This is a genomic window from Amycolatopsis nalaikhensis (genome assembly GCF_030264295.1).
Classification (GTDB): domain Bacteria; phylum Actinomycetota; class Actinomycetes; order Mycobacteriales; family Pseudonocardiaceae; genus Amycolatopsis; species Amycolatopsis nalaikhensis.
In genome coordinates this window covers 2399972-2414102 of sequence record NZ_CP127173.1, presented here as the reverse complement: position 1 = coordinate 2414102, position 14131 = coordinate 2399972, and the positions used below count along the sequence as shown (strand labels likewise).

Sequence of the window (14131 nt, the reverse complement as noted above, 5' to 3'; positions counted from 1 at the left end):
TCAGCCGAGCAGCGCCTCCACGACCGCCGTCACGCGCTTCGACCCGGTCGCGTAGTCGACCGAGCTGGGGTGCTCGGTCAGCACGACCACGATGTCGTCGCCGACCACGCCCGAGGTGTGCAGCATCCGCGTCGGGCGGCAGCACGACCAGCCCTGCTTGACCGCCCACGGCTGCTTGCCCGCGGCGTCCGGGATGCCGAAGTACTGCCGGAAGCCGTCGGAACCCCGTTCGGTGGCGTTCTTCAGGGCGTCGAGCACGGCTTCGGGCGCCTTGGCGAGGATGTACTGGTAGATCTTCACGACGTCGGCCGCGGTGATCCGCGTGTCGCCCCAGCGGCCGGGATCCGCGGGCGGGCGCGTACCGGTGAGGCCCAGTTTCGCGGCCCAGCGCGTGACGATCGCCGGTCCGCCGTAGGTGGACCAGAACTGGCTCGCGAGGTCGTCGTCGCTGCGGGAGAGCATCCGCTGCACCTGCGCGGTGGGCCCGCCCCGGTCGAGGACGCTGAGCGCGATGAGCAGCTTCACCAGCGACGCCGAGGTGTAGCCGCGGTCGGCGTGCACGGAGACGGTCGCCGCACCACGCTGGCGGTCGAACACCACGGCGCTGACGTGCCCGCCGGGCACCAGCTTGTCCAGCGTTTCGGCGTCCACACCGGACACCTTCACCGGCGTCTGCGTTTTCGTCGGGGTTTCCGACGGCGTCGGCGTCGGCGTCGCGCTCGAGGTCGGCGTCGCCGACGTCGCCAACACGGTCGGCACGGCTTCGCTGAGCGCGGCCGGTCGGGCCGGCGGCCCGGCCGTGGCGTGACTCGCCGTGACCACCACCGCGCCGATCGCCCCCAGGCACAGCCCCACCAGGAAGATGCCGCTCAGCTTGCGCATGACCCGGATTGCCGGGAGCGCGTCCCGGCGTTCCCCGGATCGGGTGACTTTGTGGGATAGCTCTCGGACCGGGCCCGAAACCGCAACGCCCGCGGGTGCTGCGGGCAAGCACCGTCGTTTCGCTCCCCGTGTTCGCGGGGTACCCGTGAGCGGTGACGGTCGTCACCACCCGCTGTGGGAAGGACTGGAGTCATGGTTCACGCGAAAGGCGCACGCATCCGGGTCCACGGCCTGCAGCCGGCGCAGGTGCTGGCCGGTCTGGCCGGGATCGCGTTCCTCGTCGTCGGCATCATCGGGCTCACCAGGACCGGTTTCGGCAACTTCGCCGGCCACCACGACGTGGGCTTCTGGCGGTTCTCCGCCAACCCGCTCATGAGCATCGTCCGCGTCGTGACCGGGGTCGTCGGCCTGCTGCTGGCGTTCGGTTCGGGCCGCGCGAGGACGTTCGGCTGGCTGCTGTTCATCGGCTACGGCCTGCTGTTCGTGTGGGGCCTGATGATCGACGGGCTCATCGCGACCAACCCGTTCGCCAACGCCGGCAACCCGATGGACCTCGGGCCCGCCGACACGTGGCTGCACCTCGGCGTCGCCGCGCTCGGCCTGCTGATCGCCGTGCTGCCGGCCCGCCGCACCATCCACGTGCCCGAGGACGAGACGGTCGACGAGCCGACCGTCGTCGAGCAGCGCACGGACACCGACCGCGTGGCCGAGGAGCCGCGCCGCCGGTCGTTCCTGCGTCGTGACCACAAGGGGCGAGGCCCGGAGGTCACTCGTGAAGAGCGTCCGCCGGGCCTCGCCCACTAGGAGTTCGGGGGTGGCTCAGTAGGTGGTGCCACCGGAGGAGTTGCTGCTCCCGGCGCCGCTGTCAGCCGGAGCCTGGTTGGCGGCGGTGCTGGGAGTGGTCCCGACCTTGCAGCCGTTGGGCTCGATGACGAACCAGGTGCCGTTGACGCCCATGCCGTTCGCGTCGCCCGGCTTCAGGTCCTTGGCGAAGGTGTAGACCGGCCAGCCGCCGATGGTGACCTGCTCGGTGCCGTCCGCGCGCTTGATGCTGCCGAGCAGCTTCGAATCGATGCCCTGCAGTTCGACCTTGCCGTTGTTGGACAGGACGGCGGGCCACGTCTTGGCGCAGTCGCCGTTGCAGGCGGACGTCTTGGCCTTCTTGGTGTCCTTCGTGAACAGGTAGAGCGTCATGCCGTTCTGGTCGACGATCGCGTCGCCGAGGCCGTCGATCTTGCTGGCGCTGAGCTTGACCGCGCCGGCTTCGGCCGCGGCCTGCCCGGCCTTCCCGCCCTTGGCGTTGGCGGCGTACCAGGCCCCGCCGACGCCCTGACCGGTCGCGTCGCCGGGCTTGGTGTCCTTGGCGTAGCGGTAGAGCGCCCACCCGCCGACGGTGATCTGCTCGGTGCCGTCCGAGCGCGTCACCTTCCCGACGAGGTTCTTGTCGACGCCCTGCACCTGCACGTCCCCGGTGGCCAGCGCGGGCGGCCAGGCCTTGGCGCAGTCACCGTCGCAATTGGACTTCGGCGGCTTGGCGGTGTCCTTGTCGAACCGGTAGAGGGTCATGCCGTTCTGGTCGGTGATGACCTGCCCGACGTTCGCGACGTCTGCGACGACGAGTTTCGACTCGTTCGACGCGGGGGCGGCGTTGCCGACCTGCCCGTTGGAGAGCTGACCGCCGCCGGTGCCCCCGGCCGCCGCGGGGGCGATGACCGGCTGAGCGGTTTCGGCACCCGAGCAAGCGGTGAGCACTGCCAGCCCGGCTGCCGCCGCGGCGACGGAGACGGCGATGCGCGTGCGAAGCATGGAAGTTCTCCTTGTGTCCGTTGGGGTTCCCGCCGCTCGGTGCGGCTGCCTGATACCCACTACACGGACCCCCGCCGGGGGCGGTTCAACGGAGTTTCAGTCGAGTAGCGCCCGATCGACCAGCACCCCGGCCGCACCGGTGTACGCGGCGGGATCGAGCAGCTCATCCAGGGCGGCGGGGGTGAGGACCGCGGTGACGGCGTCGACCTCGTCGAGCACGTCCCGCAGCGGCCGGTCTTCCCGCACGGCCCGTTTCGACGCCTCGCCGAGCAGCTCCTTCGCGGTGGCCTTCCCGAGCAGTGGTGTGAGCACGGCGGAGAGCCGTTCGGAGACGATCAGCCCGTGCGTCGAGTCGAGGTTGGCCCGCATCCGGCCGGGATCGGCGGTGAGGCCGCGCGCCAGCTCGGCGGCGGTGTGCGCGGCCCCGCCGGTCAGCCGCAGGCACTCGCGGATGAGCTGCCACTCGGCGTGCCAGACCCCGGCGGACCGTTCGTCTTCGGTAAGCATCGACTGCGTGACCCCGGCGGCCAGCACGGGCACCTGCAGCGCGGCGGACCGGATGAGCGTCGCGAGCACGGGGTTCCGCTTGTGCGGCATGGCGGAGGAGCCACCCCGCCCATCGGCGGCGGGCTCGGCGACTTCGCCGAGCTCGGTCCGGGTGAGGGTTTCGACGTCGACGGCCAGCTTCCCGAGCGCCCCGGCGGTGAAGGCGAGCGCGGCGGCGAGGTCGGCGACCGGGGTGCGCACTCCGTGCCACGGCAGGGTGGTCGCGGCCAGCCCGGTTTCCTCGGCGAACGCGGCGGTCAGCCGTTCGGCGTAGGTGGCATCGCCGCCACCGGCGAGCCGGTCGTACTCGACGTAGGCGGCCAGGGTCCCGGCGGCACCCCCGAGCGAGACGGGCAGGCGCACGCGCCGCACGCGGACGGCGGCGTCCAGCACGAGCTGCCGCCAGCCTGCGGCTTTGAGCCCGAAGGTGGTCGGCACGGCGTGCGCGGTGAGCGTCCGTCCGGCCATGGTGGTGTCCCGGTGGGCGCGAGCGAGCTCGGCGAGGGCATCGGCGGTGGCGTCGAGGTCGTCGAGGAGCGGCCGCAGCGTCCGATCGGCGACGAGCATCATGGCGGTATCGAAGATGTCCTGGCTGGTGGAGCCCCGGTGCACGTACTCGGCAGCGGTGTCATCGACGGCCGCCATCAAGGCCTTGACCAGCCCGACGACCGGGTTCGCGGTCGCCCGAGACTCCCGAGCCAGCTCGACGACGTCGATCCGGGCGGAGCCAGCGGCCTTGGTGATGGCGTCGGCGGCTTCGGGCGGCACGGTGCCGAGCCGGGCCTGCGCCCGGGCGAGCGCGGCCTCGGCGTCGAGCATGGCCTGCAGCCACGCTTCGTCGCTGGTCGCGGCCTCGGCCGGAGTACCAGCCCGAACGGGCGAAAGAAGCCCACAGTCAGGGTCGACGGTCATGGCGTCAGCATCGCACGTCCTCATTCACCGGTCGCACCGTCGATCCGTTCGCGGACGAGGTCGGCTTGGCCGATGTGCCGCGCGTACTCGCCGATCATCCGCAGCATGAGCCACCGCAGCGTGAAGGGTTCCCCAGTGCTGATCCGGGTGCCGGTCTGGTCCATCGAGGCGCCGGCGACGATCTCCCGGGCGCGCGCGCATTCGGCGTGCCACAAGGAGAAGGCCTCGCCGACGTCGCCGTCGAGGGAGTCGAAGTCCTGCTCGGGGTCGTCGTCGGAGTAGTAGAGGTTGGGGAGGTCCTCGCCGGCGAACTGGATCCGGAACCACCACCGTTCGACACCGGTGAGGTGCCGGAGCAGCCCGTGGAGGGAGAGCGTCGAGGGCGGCACGGAGCGTTCGGACAGCTGCGAAGGGGTCAGGCCTTCGCATTTCAGTTCGAAGGTGCGCCGGTAGTACTCGAGGCTCTCGGTGAGGGCTTGGTGCTCATCGGCGACCAGAGCCGGATCGGCCCGGGCCCCGGTGAGACGGGCCGGCACGGTCGCGGGGGCGGTGTGTTCGGTCATGCGCGGAGGGTGCCACGGGGGTACGACAGTTTCAGAGCCTGAAGACGTCCTCATGGCTTCGCCGCCGCACGACTTCGGCGGTTTCCTCAAGGGTCTGGCCGGAGGTGTCGACGACGTGCGGTTCGAGTTCACCGAGCGAGGCGAAGGCACGATGCATCCCGACGAGGGGCTCAACCTCGGTGAGCTCGTGTCCGGCCCGCGCGGTCCCGCGGGCGAGGGTGACCTCGAGGCTGGGCCGCAGCACGAGGTAGAAGAGATCGAGCTGGTCGCGCTTGGCAGCGTCCCGGAAGGGGGCGAGAGCCCAGGGCCCGACAACGCCATCGAGCACGACGTCGTAGCCCCCGCGGGCATAGCCACAGGCGGCCTCGGCGATGACACCGAGAACGACATCGTTCTGCCGAGCGGCCTCGGGCAGGTAGGGAGCGACCAACCCGGTCCGGATCGAGACGTAGAAGCTGTCGGTGTGCAGGTGAACGGTGGGGCGAGGCGCGTCCTCGGCGACGAGCCGGGCAACGGAGGACTTCCCGGCACCGGGCGGCCCGGTGAGGATCAGCAGAGAACCAGCTTCGGTGGGCATGCGGGCATGATGGCGAGTCGCCGGGTGCAGAACCAGTCTTGACCTCCCGGGCGCCGTCAGCCGGACCCGGTGTGCGGGAGGGTGCGGGGGCCCTGGCTAAACTGGGAGCGCGGGCCGTTAGCTCAATTGGTAGAGCTGCGGACTTTTAATCCGTAGGTTCTGGGTTCGAGCCCCAGGCGGCCCACCAAGATCGACATAGACGGTGACCTGCAGGTCTCCGACCGTGACTGTGATCGTCGGCGATGAGTTGATGATCTTGAGTGTGCTCGTGGTGTGCTCGGTGTGAGCTCACGGCCGGGGCTCGAACCCTCCTGGTGGTGGCGCCGTGTTGACGGTGCGGTCACGGAAGGAGGGCGGCGTGTTGTCTGGCGTCTACAAGCGGTGTGGTTGCCGGGACCGGGCTACGGGTCGACAACTCGGAGCCAGGTGCCCAAGCCTGCGGCAACGGGGCCACGGGAGCTGGTCGTTTTGCCTGGATCTGCCGAGTGGGTCGGGACGGAAGCGGCGTCAGGTCCGGCGTGGTGGTTTCGCGACGCAGCAGGCGGCGTGGGAGGCGCGGGAGTTCCTGCGGAATCCCAGCGACGTCGAACAGGCTGCTGAGATCGTCACGGTCGGGGAGTGGCTGCGGTGGTGGGTCGATCACCTGGAGGACCTGCGGGAGTCGACAGTCCGCGGTTACCGCTCGCATGTCCGCCTGTATCTGATCCCGAAGCTGGGCGAGCGCCGGCTGCGGGACTTGACATCGGTCCAGGTCCAAGCGGCGTTCACATCCATCGCCCGGTGCCGCGCAGCGGCCGGGCATCCGCTGGCGCGGGGCACCCTGAAGCGGGTTCATGCCACGTTGCGAGCCGCGCTGAACTACGCCGCGAGCCTGGGTGTGATCGAGGGCAATCCGGCCCGGATGATCAGGCTGCCGCCGGGCCGCAGGCCGCATGCGGTGGTGTGGACGGCGCCGAGGCTGGCGTGGTGGCGCAGGACGGGAACGCGGCCTGCGGTCGCGGTGTGGACCGTCGGACAGACCGCGCAGTTCCTGTCCTGGCTGCGTCAGACAGGGGAGCCGCTGTATCCGTTGTTTCACCTGGCGGCCATGCTCGGCTTGCGCCGGGGCGAGCTGGCCGGGCTGCAGTGGGGCGACATCGACGTCGCCGCGCAGGTGCTGGTCGTGTCACGCCAGGTGCGCCGCGAACCCGGCGGACGCCTGGCGGTCGTCCGGCCGAAGAGCGAGGCCAGCAACCGGGTCGTCGCGCTGGATCAGGTGAGCCTGGCGGTGCTGCGCCGGCTGCGGGAGGAGCGGATCGCGGCAGGCGGCAGCGTCGAACCGGCCACGTTCCTGTTTCCAGGCTACGGGGACCGGTCCGTGGACCCGGACCGGCTCACCAAGCTGTTCCGCCAGCTCAATACCGCCTCGGGACTGCCGCCGGTGCGGTTGCACGATCTGCGCCACGGTGCGGCGAGCCTGGCGCTGGCGGCCGGCAATGACCTCAAGTTCGTCCAGGCGTTGCTCGGGCACGCGAGCATCGTGCTGACCGCGGACACCTACACCAGCGTTCTGGACGAGCACGCGCACCGCGGCGCGCGGGCCACGGCCGAGCTAATCCTGGCCACCGAGAAACGGCTGGCTCGGCGGCTCCGCCGGCCGGTCCGGCAAAGGCGCCGGGATACCGCCCGAGCACGCGGTCCACGGCAGGTCGCGGCACCAGCCCGTCGCAGCACGGCCGCTGGTCATCGTGCGCCGACGTTCACGACGAGATCGCCGGCTACCACGGCCAATGAGACTGCTGGCCCCGGCTGTGTCACCAGAGGATCTCGGCAGGAAAGTCAGGAACGTCGATTATCAGCCGACGCAATCCGCACCAGGCGGTGAGGCGGGAGGCAGATAGCGCGGCGTGACGGTGTGCGCAGGGAACGCGGTCTGCGCGGGTGCCCAGTGGTGCGTGGGCCTCACGCCCGCGGTCGAAGCCGCGGGCGCCAGCGGCGATCGGAGGTGGCTCAGAAGTGGGCGAAGTCGCCGACGAAGTTGGCGCGGGCGCCGAATCCGTTAGTGAACCAGGCTGTCGTGCCGGCGTCGTCGCCTGCCGAGATGATCCCTTCGGCCCCGACCCCGTCGGCCGGGTGCCCGTAGAACACGGGCCGCCGCTGTCGCCGTCCTGATCCAGCATCGACGCGGCCTGCGTTTCGGTCTCGTTGCACATGTTCAGCTCGTAGGAGGCGCCGGTCTCGGGCCAGATGCCGTCCAGGAGCAGGCAATCGTCCGGAACGACGACAGCGCCGCCGCACCGGGTGCCGCTGAACGAACCGTTGAAGCACACGATCTGTCCTTCGTAGGGGTTCGCGGAGTAGGTCACCTGGGCCGTCTGGTATGTCCCGGAGGTGTTCTCCCACATGAGCGGGTAGTAGTTTCCGGGGTTCGACATCAGCATCGCGTCGACGCCGTTCTCGCGGAAGGCCGAGACGTACTCGTTTTCCATGCTGCCGGTGTAGTAGATCGTGTTGTCCGACGTGAAGTAGTAGCCTTGGTTGTAGTTGGTTCCGGTCGGTCCGCAGTGACCGGCCGAGGCCATCTCGATTCCGGAACCGGTGTCCGACGGGAAGGCGGCGGTGCATTCGTCGACGTATGTGCCATCGGCGCGGTTGATGGTGCGGACCATCCGATCGCCGGCGATGTAAGGCAACGAGTCGAGCAGGGGTGGTCCGGCCTCCGCTGCGGCCGCGCTCTTCGCACCGCGGGCCGCGACGGTGGGTGAGGCGACCTTCACTGTCTTCGGCGCGGCGGGAACCTTGCGGAGCGAGTCGCGGGCATGCGCGCGGCTGCTTTGCTCGATCTCGACGCTGTCGCCGAACAATCGCGCGGCGTCGTCTTTGATCTTCGGTTACCCGGGACAGCTGAACGAGGACCTTGTTCGTGCTGGGGCGTATGCCCCAGGAGACCAGAAGTCCCTTGATGTCGGTGGCCCAGGGCTGCGCGGTCGTGATCCTGGACTTCACGGTCTCGAGTTCCGCTGTGCTGTGCGTAACGTTCGTGAGCTGCACCCTGCTCGCCGCTACGGTGGGACCGGATGTCATCGATTGGGTGGCCGGGGACTCCGCGAGCGCGGCGAGGGCGGAGGAGGCTGTCGCCGGAACAGTCGGGACGTGGACCGTGCCGGTCCCGTCGGCATACGGACCGCCGAACTGATCCGGTCGCGCTTCGACATACTTTACACCTATTGAATCGAAGTGTGCACCGTGAACGGTTGATCAGAGGATGCAGCGTTGGCGTATTGTGTAGTTCCGCACATCATCGACGAAACTATCGTGCAGACTAAAAGAGCGTGAGTCTCATTCGTCTCATGCGTGCACTTCTGTAAATTTTCAATTGTCTTATCGGTGATTTTATTCCGCGAGTTGGTTGGCATCACGCAGCTCCGGCTGCGCCTTATGGCAGTTAGGGATCTGTTGGCGTATTCACCGCGGTTCGGCCGGCAAGCGGGCCGGAAAGGTCAACCATGTGCTTGCCGGTCAGGGAATGAAGGTTCCGCGCTCGACGCGGCGGCAGCCGGCGAGCCCATACCGTCAAGTAAACGTGGTGATCGTCCTCGGAGAGATGCTGCTGGGTGCGCGCGTGGCGGGAAACTGGGGGCAAGATGCGCGTCTTCTGCCGCAGGGCGGTAACGCTGCGATCAGCTCGTCCGCTCGGACTTTTCGTGTCGGATGGAGTTGCGATGCTGAGCAGAGGTTGCCGGGATCAGCTTCGCCAGGCGTGCCCTGTCGCGGGTGCGGGTTGTGCGCGATGTAGAGCACCGATGCTGGTCTGGACCGTGGAGCCTTACGGCTGGGCGGAACAAGACCGGACCGATTTGATGACCTTGGCGAGCATGCCGCCCACCACGCCTGCCGCTGCGTGTCAACGGTCGGATGGATCTTTGACTGTCCGCCGACAGCTGCGCCGAGGAACAGCGTGGCCAGTGCCAAGGACGCCCCTATTCCAGCCATGTCAGCGCCCTCGGCCACGTGCCGCTGACGAGGGTGTGGAGCACCGGACGGAGGTGAGTACCGACGTCGTCGGCAGCGTCCCGGTGGGCAGCTACGCCGCGCCGAGCACGGCGTTCATCAGCGTGCTCGTGCCCCGGCTGAACTCGCCGATCACGGCCAGCCAGAGTCGCTCCTCGGCCAGCCGGATCAAGAGCTCACGGGCCTGCTGTTCCCGCTCCTGGTCACCCCGTGCCCACGTGACATGGGGCGCGGTGCGGACGAGGTCTGCCAGCTCCAGCTGAAGGTACTGATACCGCCGCAGGCCCGGTCACGGGTTCGTGGTGGCGAGGCGGGGTGTGAAGAAATCGGTCAGCCGGGCGCAACCGGAGCTGAGTTCGACCCACGGGCCGAGCAGCGTGAGGACTGCCACCGCGGCGGTCGGGAACCTGGCCCGCACCCGGTCGAGGGCGTACCCACCGGCCGGACTGGCCAGGTGGAGTGCGATGTCGCGCAGGCCCGGGTCGTGGCCGACCAGTAGCGGCCGGACGATCCGGTCCGGGATCCCGTGGACAACTTGCAGCACGGCGTCGAGACCGGAGGTGTAGAGCCGGTCGTCGTAGGAGATCGGCGGCGAGGCGCCCAGTCCGCTCTCGGCCAGCTGCCACGTCTCGTAGGCTCGTCGGGCGGTGGAGCAGAAGACGTGGTCCGGAACGTGTCCGGTGTCGCGGAGCCGGCGACCGGCCTGCGGTGCGTCCCGGCGGCCACGCGGCGCCAGCGGCCGCTCATGGTCGGGGAGATCGGGCCACGCGGATTTCGCGTGCCGGAGAAGGATGAGCTGTCTCGTCACCATCGCGCCTGCCTCAGTCCCGGGTGAGCTTGCGGTGGATGGCCCGGTGGGGGCGGGCAGCCTCGGGGCCGAGGCGGTCGATCTTATTGCGTTCGTAGCTGGCGTAGTTGCCTTCGAACCGGAACCAGTGGGCCGTGTCGTCGTGGGTGCCTCCCCAGGCGAGGATAGGGGTGGCGACGCGGTCGAGGAACCAACGGTCGTGGGCGGTGACCACTACGCAGGCGGGAAAGTCGAGGATCGCGTTCTCCGGTGAGCCGAGCGCTTCGACGTCCAGAACGTTGGTCAGCTCGTCGAGGAGCAGCACGTTACCGCCCTGCTTGAGAGTGGGGGCGAGATTCAAGCGGTTGCGTTCCCCGCCGGAGAAGAGCCTGGTGGGCTTCTGTTGGTCGGGTCCCTTGAAGCCCGTCGTTGGAGCTGACCGACGCCGGTCGTGCGGCGGTGCGGCGCTGGCAGGCCGGTAACACCGAGATCCTGACGGCCGCGAGGGAGCGGCTGCACCCGGCATGGCAGCACCTGATCGCCGCGGCGCTCCCGGCGCTCGAGGAGCTGGTCGATGCGATCGACGCCTGCGCCGAGGACCCCTCGACCGCGGCGGCCGGGTAGCGATGGAGACAACCGATCGTGACCAGGCTGCCGCGGCGCTTCGGCGGTGCTGGTTGACCACGGCGCTGGCGGTCGCGGCCGTCGCCATCCTTATCGGCTTGCGGCGGGCTCGGCGGGTCGGCGACGGCCATAGCCAGGACCAGAACGGCTTGGCTGTGGTGTCGCTGCTGCTGATCGTGCCCGCCATGGTCGTGCTCGGCGGCTTCCTGGTCACCCGCTGACCCGAGGACCCTGGTGGAGAGCTCAGGCACCGGAGCCCGCGGCGACGACGCGGTCGTGCACGTGGATGTCCAGCGACAGCGTCTGCGCCGGATCACGGTCTTGGACGGCCCGCGCGACAGGGGCTAGATTCAGCCGAACGGCGGATGGGATGGACAGTGAGTACCACCGAACCGGACAACAACGAGGACGCTGCCGTCCCCGGCGAAGGCGCTGACGACGGTGACGTGGATGATGCCGATGACGCGCTGTCCCGGCTGCACGAGCGCATCATGCGCCACCAGGCGGACGTCAACGCCCACCTCGACCGCCTCAATACCGGCCTTCGCCGTGCACCGCGTTCCGACCGGGGAGATCACCCGCCGGTCTGAGGGACGGTCACACCTGAAGCAGCCGCGGGAATCCGGAGTGGCGAAGTTTTCGCCTAGGGTGCTGTCAACGCAGGCCGATTGTCCAGGTCGGACCACGTTTGGTCGCATTTCAGGTGGCGGGTCGGCGATGCTGCGTTAGGGTGCTGTTACCAGGCTGGCGACAATGACGGCTTTGCCGTGGATCAAGGACGGCATGGTGAGTACTCTCGCGGATTCGCCGGATCCGGACCCTGTCCTGCCCTCGACCGGCATCGAGGTCGGCGACGTGATCGAGGGGACGGTGACCGTCCGCGCCCACGGGCCGCTGGATCCGGACGAGTTCGACGGCGCGCTGACCCGCGCGGCCGGCACCGGCGCCACGACAGTGCTGCTGGACCTGGCCGGTGTCGACCGGTGCAGCATGGAAGCAGTTGCCGTCCTGCTGCGGTTCGCTCGCGTCTCCGGTCTGACACCGCAGCTCGTGCCCTCACCGGTGGTGCGGCACCGACTCAAGCTGCTGGGCCTGCATCATCTTCTTCCGCCCTCGACAGTGCCGGGCGACGGCCGCTGAGGCCCATTCCTCGGCCAAACCCGCGCAGCCGAAGACGAAAGCTCAATCCCGCCGCGCGGAGTGCATGGCGACAGCGGCCGCGGGCGTGAGCAGACAAGCTGAACGGCTGCCGACGCCGTCGGTGAGCGTGCACACACCACAGACGACTGGCCGTTGCGGCAAGCCTCGCCCGTAGGCAGGAATATGAGCCTGCGAGCCGGCAGCGTCAGCCGAGGATGTGCCGTGTGAGGTGAATGGCGTCCTGGCCGACGTAGCCGATCGGCGCCGAGCCGGTGGTCAGTTGATGGTGAGGGTGGTGTCGTCGAGGACGAAAGAGGTTTGCTTGGTGTAGTCCTCGGTTCCGGTGAATTTCACGGTGATGGTTTGGCCACTGAAGGCGGAGAGGTTGATGGTGTGCTGGGTGTAGCCGGTGGTGGCGTCGGTGTTGGAATAGGTCGCGGGGGTGGCGAGCACGGTCCCGGAGCTGGTGAGGATCTGGACGGTGAAGGTGTCGTAGGCGCCGGTGGTGGGTTCGGCGGTGTCGATGTGCAGCCAGTAGCCGAGGCTGTAGGCGGCGCAGCCGGTCGGCAGGGTGACCTGCTGGGCGAGGGTGTCGGTGTGGGTGGCACCGTAGCCGCCCAGCCAGGCGTCGTAGCTGCCGGTGCGTGGGGGTTCGCTTGAGCTGTTGCTGATCACGCCGGAGCTGGTCGACCACGGCGTCGCCGTCCCGGTTTCAAAGCCGGGGTCGCCCAGCAACTGCTGCGCGGTGCACCCGCCGCTTGCGGGTGCGATGGTCCAGCTGAAGGTCGTGGATCCGGACGGACCGGTCGAGTCGGTGGCGGTCACCGTGACCGAACTCGTGCCGGCGGTGGTCGGCGTGCCGGAGATCAGTCCGGTCGCGGTGTTGATCGACAGTCCGGCCGGTAGGCCGGTGGCGGTGTAGGCGAGGCTGCCGCCGGCGGTGTCGGTGGCGGAGATCTGCAGGCCGGCCGGTTGCCCGGCGGTGCCGGTCTGGTTGCCGGGGTTGCTCACGGACACGCTGCCGCCGCCACTGCCGAACTGGATGTCAAGGACGGCGTGCAGTTCGATGCCGTTGGGGGCGACGCCGGTCTGGCCGTGCAGGAAGTCGAAGAACCCGACGCCGGTGACCGTCACAGGCACGTTCGCTGTCTGGAAGCTGCCGGTCGGGGTGTATTTCGCGTTGACCTCCGCGCGAGCTTTCTGGATGCTCGTCAGCAGTGCACTGGACGAGCCCACGCAGGCCGGGTCGGGTACCTCGACGATCATTGTGTGCCCGGAGCCGTCGGCCAGCACCAGGTGGTAGTCGGAGTCGGACTCCAGCTTGTATTTGGTCAGTGTGGCTTGTAGCCGGTACACGGTGGTCTCGGTGGGCTGGATGCGGTTGTTGGCCGGCAGGGTGGATGGCTTCGCCAGCCCGGTCAACGCCGCGATCGTCGTCGGTGTGGTGGACTGCAGGGTGATCTTGGCGGCGTCGGCGTCGGTGCCGGTCTTGACCGACCAGCGCTCCACCCCGCAGCTCGCGGCGGTCGCGGCCGGCTGGGGAATCAGGACTTCGTGTTCGACGCCGTCGGTCTGTTCCGAGTCTCCGGAAGCGGAGCCGATCGGCGCCGTGAACGACAGACAGGCCAGGCCTGCGGCCAGGACTGCCGCGATGCGGACGAGTTTTCCACGCTGCATGGGGACTCCCGGGAGAAGACGACGATCAGGCGACGCGGATCGAAACCGTTGACCAGAGGAATCGGGAGAATGTGGACACAAGCGACAATGGGTGGCCGACTGGTCGCGTGGCAGTCTGCCCCGGTTCGGAATCGGGGCATACCGCGACGAGATGAACGACCGATGACACTTTCATCGAGCGGGCTTGCTTTGCGTGCCGAGACAAGGCTAATCGCCGAATCAGTTGTCCATTGTGGAAGAAGTTAGCGGATGGTCAACGAGTCACCCGCTCGGCTCAGGCTGTTCGTTCTGGACCGGTACAGTGGCCTGCCCTCGGCTGGGGAGTGAGAGTCGGCGCCGTGAGGTGACCCGTTTTGACAGACAATTGCTCGCCACGCTCGGCCGCCGATAAACGCCAAGTCCTCAGGAGTCAGTCATGATCGGACAGGCCGTGTCCGGTGCAGGTCACGGGACCGGTCCTCGAGCACCCATCTGGAGGCGTTCCGGGCCGTCCTGATGCCGGGAAGCGGACATCCGAGCTCGGCGGCGTGGCTTTGCCACGCTGGGCGGCAGGACGCGTCCGGTGGACGCCTCTTGCTTCGATATGGGCCCCAGGGCCGGCACTGCGGCTGTCGTCTTCCGAGGCAA

The 14131-nt window shown here is 68.9% G+C and carries 14 protein-coding genes, 1 tRNA gene and 1 pseudogene; 7 read left to right on the top strand and 9 right to left on the bottom strand.

The genetic code is table 11. The features are described from left to right. A complete protein-coding gene (locus QP939_RS11890) occupies positions 1 to 882 on the bottom strand; it encodes a serine hydrolase (protein WP_285456785.1) in 882 nt (293 codons plus the stop codon). A 192-nt stretch (positions 883 to 1074) separates the two neighbouring features. Here QP939_RS11890 and QP939_RS11885 point away from each other — a divergent pair, with 192 nt between their 5' ends. Further along, on the top strand, positions 1075 to 1686 hold the full coding sequence (locus QP939_RS11885) for a DUF4383 domain-containing protein (RefSeq protein ID WP_285456783.1): 612 nt from the start codon (positions 1075 to 1077) through the stop codon (positions 1684 to 1686). Between the two features lie 15 nt (positions 1687 to 1701). Here the strand turns inward: QP939_RS11885 and QP939_RS11880 are convergent, their stop codons facing one another. The 4 genes from QP939_RS11880 to QP939_RS11865 form a co-directional block, all read right to left on the bottom strand. Then, entirely contained in the window at positions 1702 to 2688 is a 987-nt protein-coding gene (locus QP939_RS11880; RefSeq protein WP_285456781.1) for an SCO0930 family lipoprotein, read from the bottom strand. Between the two features lie 96 nt (positions 2689 to 2784). Further along, positions 2785 to 4146 carry a nitrosuccinate lyase gene (locus tag QP939_RS11875; RefSeq protein WP_285456779.1) on the bottom strand — a complete coding sequence of 454 codons (1362 nt, stop codon included), beginning with the start codon at positions 4144 to 4146 and terminating at the stop codon, positions 2785 to 2787. Positions 4147 to 4166: 20 nt separating this feature from the next. After that, positions 4167 to 4709 (bottom strand): DinB family protein, encoded by a 543-nt coding sequence (locus QP939_RS11870; protein ID WP_285456778.1) that lies wholly within the window; start codon positions 4707 to 4709, stop codon positions 4167 to 4169. Positions 4710 to 4740: 31 nt separating this feature from the next. Next, positions 4741 to 5286 (bottom strand): AAA family ATPase, encoded by a 546-nt coding sequence (locus QP939_RS11865; RefSeq protein ID WP_285456776.1) that lies wholly within the window; start codon positions 5284 to 5286, stop codon positions 4741 to 4743. Positions 5287 to 5397: 111 nt separating this feature from the next. Between QP939_RS11865 and QP939_RS11860 the strand changes: the two genes are divergently transcribed. Both QP939_RS11860 and QP939_RS11855 read left to right on the top strand, forming a co-directional pair. Continuing rightward, positions 5398 to 5473 (top strand) — tRNA-Lys (locus QP939_RS11860). A 171-nt stretch (positions 5474 to 5644) separates the two neighbouring features. Then, entirely contained in the window at positions 5645 to 7150 is a 1506-nt protein-coding gene (locus QP939_RS11855; protein ID WP_285456774.1) for a tyrosine-type recombinase/integrase, read from the top strand. Here QP939_RS11855 and QP939_RS11850 read toward each other — a convergent pair. From QP939_RS11850 to QP939_RS11840, 3 genes and pseudogenes are all read right to left on the bottom strand, one after another. Then, complete coding sequence (locus QP939_RS11850) at positions 7080 to 8129, bottom strand: chymotrypsin family serine protease (RefSeq protein WP_285456772.1); 1050 nt, start codon at positions 8127 to 8129, stop codon at positions 7080 to 7082. The genes QP939_RS11855 and QP939_RS11850 overlap by 71 nt on opposite strands. A gap of 1436 nt (positions 8130 to 9565) precedes the next feature. Beyond that, the gene (locus QP939_RS11845; RefSeq protein WP_285456771.1) at positions 9566 to 10087 is read right to left on the bottom strand and encodes a SixA phosphatase family protein; all 522 of its coding nucleotides are present in this window, start codon (positions 10085 to 10087) and stop codon (positions 9566 to 9568) included. Between the two features lie 10 nt (positions 10088 to 10097). Further along, positions 10098 to 10487, bottom strand: a pseudogene (locus QP939_RS11840) (energy-dependent translational throttle protein EttA); the annotation flags it as partial. A gap of 5 nt (positions 10488 to 10492) precedes the next feature. On the opposite strand from QP939_RS11840, the gene QP939_RS11835 reads away from it, so the two are divergent. The 4 genes from QP939_RS11835 (at position 10493) to QP939_RS11820 (ending at position 11827) form a co-directional block, all read left to right on the top strand. Beyond that, on the top strand, positions 10493 to 10687 hold the full coding sequence (locus QP939_RS11835; RefSeq protein ID WP_285460055.1) for a hypothetical protein: 195 nt from the start codon (positions 10493 to 10495) through the stop codon (positions 10685 to 10687). A 53-nt stretch (positions 10688 to 10740) separates the two neighbouring features. Further along, on the top strand, positions 10741 to 10908 hold the full coding sequence (locus QP939_RS11830) for a hypothetical protein (RefSeq protein WP_285456769.1): 168 nt from the start codon (positions 10741 to 10743) through the stop codon (positions 10906 to 10908). A gap of 156 nt (positions 10909 to 11064) precedes the next feature. Then, entirely contained in the window at positions 11065 to 11277 is a 213-nt protein-coding gene (locus tag QP939_RS11825; protein ID WP_285456768.1) for a hypothetical protein, read from the top strand. 163 nt (positions 11278 to 11440) lie between these two features. Then, positions 11441 to 11827, top strand: coding sequence for an STAS domain-containing protein (locus QP939_RS11820; RefSeq protein WP_285456767.1), 387 nt, complete (start codon positions 11441 to 11443; stop codon positions 11825 to 11827). Positions 11828 to 12103: 276 nt separating this feature from the next. On the opposite strand, the gene QP939_RS11815 is transcribed toward QP939_RS11820, so the two are convergent. Next, the gene (locus QP939_RS11815; RefSeq protein WP_285456766.1) at positions 12104 to 13585 is read right to left on the bottom strand and encodes a putative Ig domain-containing protein; all 1482 of its coding nucleotides are present in this window, start codon (positions 13583 to 13585) and stop codon (positions 12104 to 12106) included. Between the last annotated feature and the right edge of the window lie 546 nt (positions 13586 to 14131).

Excerpts from the sequence above, each read along its gene's own strand:
- QP939_RS11880 (WP_285456781.1), bottom strand. The coding sequence starts at position 2,688 with ATGCTTCGCACGCGCATCGCCGTCTCCGTCGCCGCGGCGGCAGCCGGG.
- QP939_RS11890 (WP_285456785.1), bottom strand. The coding sequence starts at position 882 with ATGCGCAAGCTGAGCGGCATCTTCCTGGTGGGGCTGTGCCTGGGGGCG.
- QP939_RS11875 (WP_285456779.1), bottom strand. The coding sequence starts at position 4,146 with ATGACCGTCGACCCTGACTGTGGGCTTCTTTCGCCCGTTCGGGCTGGT.
- QP939_RS11870 (WP_285456778.1), bottom strand. The coding sequence starts at position 4,709 with ATGACCGAACACACCGCCCCCGCGACCGTGCCGGCCCGTCTCACCGGG.
- QP939_RS11885 (WP_285456783.1), top strand. The coding sequence starts at position 1,075 with ATGGTTCACGCGAAAGGCGCACGCATCCGGGTCCACGGCCTGCAGCCG.
- QP939_RS11820 (WP_285456767.1), top strand. The coding sequence starts at position 11,441 with ATGACGGCTTTGCCGTGGATCAAGGACGGCATGGTGAGTACTCTCGCG.
- QP939_RS11845 (WP_285456771.1), bottom strand. The coding sequence starts at position 10,087 with ATGGTGACGAGACAGCTCATCCTTCTCCGGCACGCGAAATCCGCGTGG.
- QP939_RS11865 (WP_285456776.1), bottom strand. The coding sequence starts at position 5,286 with ATGCCCACCGAAGCTGGTTCTCTGCTGATCCTCACCGGGCCGCCCGGT.